General features: G+C 72.3%; 4 protein-coding genes. All 4 read left to right on the top strand.

Annotated features, from left to right (window positions below; translation table 11 throughout):
• A partial coding sequence (locus AB0J09_RS56275) for a BTAD domain-containing putative transcriptional regulator (RefSeq protein ID WP_360710770.1) occupies positions 1 to 1400 on the top strand: 1400 nt, incomplete at its 5' end.
• 33 nt (positions 1401 to 1433) lie between these two features.
• Positions 1434 to 3206 carry an NAD+ synthase gene (locus AB0J09_RS56270; protein ID WP_360710767.1) on the top strand — a complete coding sequence of 591 codons (1773 nt, stop codon included), beginning with the start codon at positions 1434 to 1436 and terminating at the stop codon, positions 3204 to 3206.
• A 90-nt stretch (positions 3207 to 3296) separates the two neighbouring features.
• Positions 3297 to 4367 carry a DNA alkylation repair protein gene (locus AB0J09_RS56265; protein WP_360710764.1) on the top strand — a complete coding sequence of 357 codons (1071 nt, stop codon included), beginning with the start codon at positions 3297 to 3299 and terminating at the stop codon, positions 4365 to 4367.
• Positions 4364 to 4838: hypothetical protein (locus AB0J09_RS56260; RefSeq protein ID WP_360710762.1), on the top strand; the 475-nt coding region annotated here is incomplete at its 3' end. The genes AB0J09_RS56265 and AB0J09_RS56260, both read left to right, overlap by 4 nt.

The raw sequence follows: 4838 nt of genomic DNA, 5'->3' as shown, positions 1-4838 counted from the left end.
AGCGGCAACGGGCGGTGCTCGCGCGCCTGCTCGTGGCCGGCGGCCGTGCCGTCCCCGTGAGCACCATCATCGACGAGCTCTGGCCGGGCAGGCCGCCCGCGCAGGCCCTGTCCACCATCCAGGGGTACGTCTCGCGCCTGCGCCGGGCCCTCGAGCCCGATCGCGCACCCCGCGAGGAGGCCCGCGTGCTGGTCTCCGCGCCGCCCGGATACGCCCTGCGCGCCGGGACGGACCAGGTGGACACGTGGCGGTTCGAGAGCCTGGTGAAGTCGGACGGGGCCCCGGCGCAGGTGTGGGCGGCCATGGACACCGCGCTGGAGCTGTGGCGGGGCCCGGCGCTGGCCGAGTTCGCGGAGCTGGGCTGGGCCACGACGGAGGCGGGCAGGCTGGAGGAGCTGCGGCTGATCGCCGTCGAGCGCCGGGCCGGCGCCGGTCTCGCGCTGGGCAGGGCGACGGCACTGGTGGCCGACCTGGAGGCGCACGCGTCGGCGTACCCGCTGCGCGAGGAGGCGTGGCGGCTGCTCGCGCTGGCGCTGTACCGGCTCGGGCGGCAGGGGGACGCGCTGGGGGCGCTGCGCAGAGCGCGCACGGCCTGGCGCGACGAGCTGGGCCTCGACCTGTCGGCCGGGCTGCAGCGCCTGGAGGCCGACATGCTCGCCCAGCGCCTGGAAGACGACGGCGGCGCGGGGACGGCCGCCGGGCTTCCTCCACACCCGGAGGAGACCGCGCCGCTACGCGTGCTCGTGGCCGACGACCAGGCGCTCGTGCGGACCGGAGTCCGGGCGATGCTGGCCGGCGAACCGGGGGTCACGCTGGCCGGCGAGGCGGTCGACGGCGAGGAGGCGATCGCGCTCGTGGCCGAGACCCGCCCGGACGTGGTCCTGCTCGACATCCAGATGCCGCGCCTCGACGGACTGGCCGCCGCCCGCCGGATCCTGGCCGAAAACCGGCCACCCAAGGTGATCATGATGACCACCTTCGGCAGCGACGAGAATCTGTATGCGGCGTTGCGAGCGGGAGTGAGCGGATTCGTGCTGAAGACGTCGGCTCCCGAGCAGTTCCTGGCCGCGATCAGGGCGGCGGCGGCCGGAGACGCGCTCATCGACCCGACGATCACCACCCGGCTGATCGCGTCGTTCGCCGGGCGTACCGACCCGGCCGCTCCCCCGGCGCTGGCCGGGCTCTCCGATTCCCGGCTCGACGTGCTGAAACTCGTCGCGCGCGGCCTGACGAACCGCCAGATCGGCCAGACGCTCTCCTGGCCCGAGGAGGAGGTGTCCATCATGGTCAAGTCGCTCTTGGAGCACCTCGGGCTGTTCGACCGGGCACAGCTGGTTATGGCCGCGTACGAGTCAGGTTTAGTGACACCCGGCGAAAAGTCTTCCTTTTCGTCTCTTTGACGATAAAAAGCGCACCGTACTAGGCTTGGCGACGTGGCCCAACTGCGCATTGCCCTCGCACAGACGAACCCGGCCGTCGGCGACCTTGACTCCAACGCCGACCAACTGATCACGTGGTCCCGTGACGCCGCCGCGCGCGGGGCTCATCTCGTGGTCTTCACCGAGATGTTCCTCACCGGCTATCCCGTGGAGGACCTCGTCCTGCGTACGTCCTTCGTGGACGCCAGCATCCGCACGCTGGAGGAGGTGGCGCGCAGACTGGAGCGGGAAGGCCTGGGAGACCTGCCGGTGGTCGTCGGCTACGTCGACCGCGCGGGCCTGGCCCCCCGGGTCGGCCAGCCGAAGGGCGCCCCGCTGGACGCGGCCGCGCTGCTCCACAGGGGCGAGGTGGTCACCCGGACGGCCAAGCACCATCTGCCCAATTACGGGGTGTTCGACGAGTACCGCTATTTCGTGCGCGGCGACCGGCTGCCGATCTTCCGGCTGCACGGGGTGGACGTGGCGATCGCGGTGTGCGAGGACCTCTGGCAGGAGGGCGGGCCCGTGTCCGTCGTGGGCCAGGCGGGGGCCGGGCTGCTGGTCGCGCCGAACGCGTCGCCGTACGAGAAGGAGAAGGACGACGTACGCCTGGAGCTGTGCGCGCGGCGGGCGCGTGAGGCGGGATGCGCGCTCGTCTACGTGAACCAGGTCGGCGGGCAGGACGAGCTGGTCTTCGACGGCGACTCGATCGTGGTGGACGGCTCCGGCTCGCTGGTGGCGCGGGCGGGGCAGTTCAAGGAGGAACTGCTGGTCGTGGACCTGGACCTGCCGGTCTCGGAGGCGGAAACCGGTACGTTCCCGTACGACGCGGGCGACGGCAGCACCATCACGGTGGACCGCATGGTGCTCTCCTCCACCCCCGTTGAGCCCTACGAGCCGATGCCCGCGACGATCGCGGAGCGCCTGGACCTGCACGCCGAGGTGTACTCGGCCCTGGTCCTGGCCGTACGGGACTACGTGACCAAGAACGGCTTCCAGTCGGTCATCCTCGGCCTCTCCGGCGGAATCGACTCGGCGCTGACGGCCACGATCGCCTCGGACGCCATCGGCCCGTCGCGCGTCAACGTGGTGCTCATGCCGTCCCGCTACTCGTCGGACCACTCGCTGGCGGACGCGGAAGAGCTGGTCCGCAGGCAGGGCGTGACCTCGCAGACCGTCCCGATCGCCGACATCGTCAGCGCTTTCGAGAAGGAGATCGACCTCTCGGGCCTGGCCGCCGAGAACCTCCAGGCGAGGGTACGCGGCACGACCCTCATGGGCCTGTCGAACGAGCACGGCCACCTGGTGCTGACGACGGGGAACAAGAGCGAGCTCGCGACGGGCTACTCGACGTTGTACGGCGACTCGGCCGGCGGCTTCGCCCCCATCAAGGACGTGCCGAAGACCATGGTGTGGGACCTCTCGAGGTGGCGCAACGCCAACTCGCTCCCCGGGTTCCTGCTCGAGGCGAAGAGCCCCATCCCGGAGAACTCCATCGTCAAGGAGCCGAGCGCCGAGCTCCGCCCCGGCCAGCGGGACACGGACTCGCTCCCGCCGTACGAGATCCTCGACCGCCTGCTGGACGACTACGTCGAGAAGGACATGGGCTCGCAGGAGCTCATCGCGGCGGGCCACGACCCGGCGCTGGTCACGAGGGTCATCAGGCTGGTGGACCTGGCCGAGTACAAGCGCCGCCAGTATCCTCCAGGCCCCAAGATCACGCCGAAGAACTTCGGCCGCGACCGCCGCCTGCCCATCACCAACAGGTGGCGCGAAACCGCGGACTGAAGGCGTGCGGCGCCGGGGAAAGGGCTGCCAGGCGACGGGTCCTTCACGGAGCCGTGGGGATTGTCGGTGGCGGCTGGCAGAGTGGACGCCGTGGCTCAACCGCTCAAGGAACTGATCAACGCGGAGTCCGTGTCCGTGCTGGCCGACGGGCTGGCCGCCGCGTGGGCGCCCTTCCCCCGGCGCCGCTTCACCGAACGGGCCCTGGCCGGGCTCGACGGGCTGGAGCTCAAAGACCGCGTCAGGCACGTCGCCGCGGCCCTGCACGAGGCGCTGCCGCTGCCCTACCCGCAGGTGGCCGAGATCGTGCGCGAGAGCGCCTCGCGGGCGGCGCTCGACATGTGGAGCGGCTGGCCGGCCACCGACCACACGGCTGCGCAAGGGCTCGACCACCTGGAGGCGGCCATGGCCACGCTGGCCGTGCTCACGCCGTACTCGACGGGTGAGTTCGCCGTGCGGCCCTATCTGGAGCGCTACCGGGAGGACGCGCTCAAGATCATGTACGGTTGGGCGGAGTCGCCTGACGAGCATCTGCGCCGCCTGGCCTCGGAGGGGTCGCGCCCGCGGCTGCCCTGGGGCTCCCGGGTGCGCTGGCTGATGACGCCGGGGCCGACGCTGTCCCTTCTCGACCGGCTGCGCGACGACCCGAGCGAATACGTCCGCCGCTCGGTCGCCAACCACGTCAACGACCTGGCCAAGGACCATCCCGAGGTCGCCCTGGAGCTGCTGTCCCGCTGGCGTTCCGACGGCGGCTCCCACGTGGAGGCCGTGCTGCGCCACGCGGTGCGCGGGCTGCTGCGCTCGGGCCATCCCGAGGCGCTGCGGCTGGTGGGCGCCACTCCGGGCAGCGGCTCGGTCGAGGTGCTGGCCCTGGAGTCCGACACGGTGGCGGTCGGCGGGAAGCTGGCCTTCGCCGTCACGGTCACGGCCGGTGCGCCGGGGCCGGTGCTGCTGAAGTACGCCATCCGGCGAGCGGGCTCGCGGCGGGTGTTCCATATGGGCCGGCGCGAGGCGGCGGATGCGGGGGCGACGTTCACCGTGCGGAAGAGCCACTCCTTCCGCCCGGTCACCACGCGCGACGAGCCGCCCGGCGCGAGGGAGCTCGAGGTGATCGTCAACGGCAGGGCCGCGGCGAGCGCGACGTTCACGCTGGTGGCGCCGTGAGCGTGGATCTGCTCCGCGTCGAGCTGGGCGTCATCTGGCGGCTCGACGAGCGGGGCCGGCTGCCGGGGCCGGAGGACTTGGTGATCGGCGTTGCGGCCGACGGCATGACCGCGGCGGTGTCCGGGCGCGTGCCCGACGCACTCGCCGCCCGGCTGCTCGACCTCGTCTCCCAGGGCGTCCCGTCGCCTCCGGGCCGCCCGCCGGACGTCCTCGAGCGGTGCCGCGCGCTCCTGGGCGGCGGGCCGGCGGTGTCCGGAGGGCCGAGCTACCTGGTGGACCCGCCGGTCCGCTTCGACGTACCGGCCGAGGTCCTCAGATCGGACGATCCGGCACACGCGGAGGGCGTACGCCCTCTGCGGACGTCGGACTGGACGCCGGACGAATGGGACGCGCTCGTCGGCGGTGGCGAGGGGGCGCCGTGGGCGATGATCGTCGAGGACGGGCAGGTGGCCGCCATCTGCCACAGCGCTC

Source organism: Nonomuraea sp. NPDC049784 (assembly GCF_040659615.1).
GTDB lineage: Bacteria > Actinomycetota > Actinomycetes > Streptosporangiales > Streptosporangiaceae > Nonomuraea.
The sequence above is the reverse complement of the archived record's forward strand: the minus strand, read 5'-3'. Positions and strand labels throughout refer to the sequence as shown.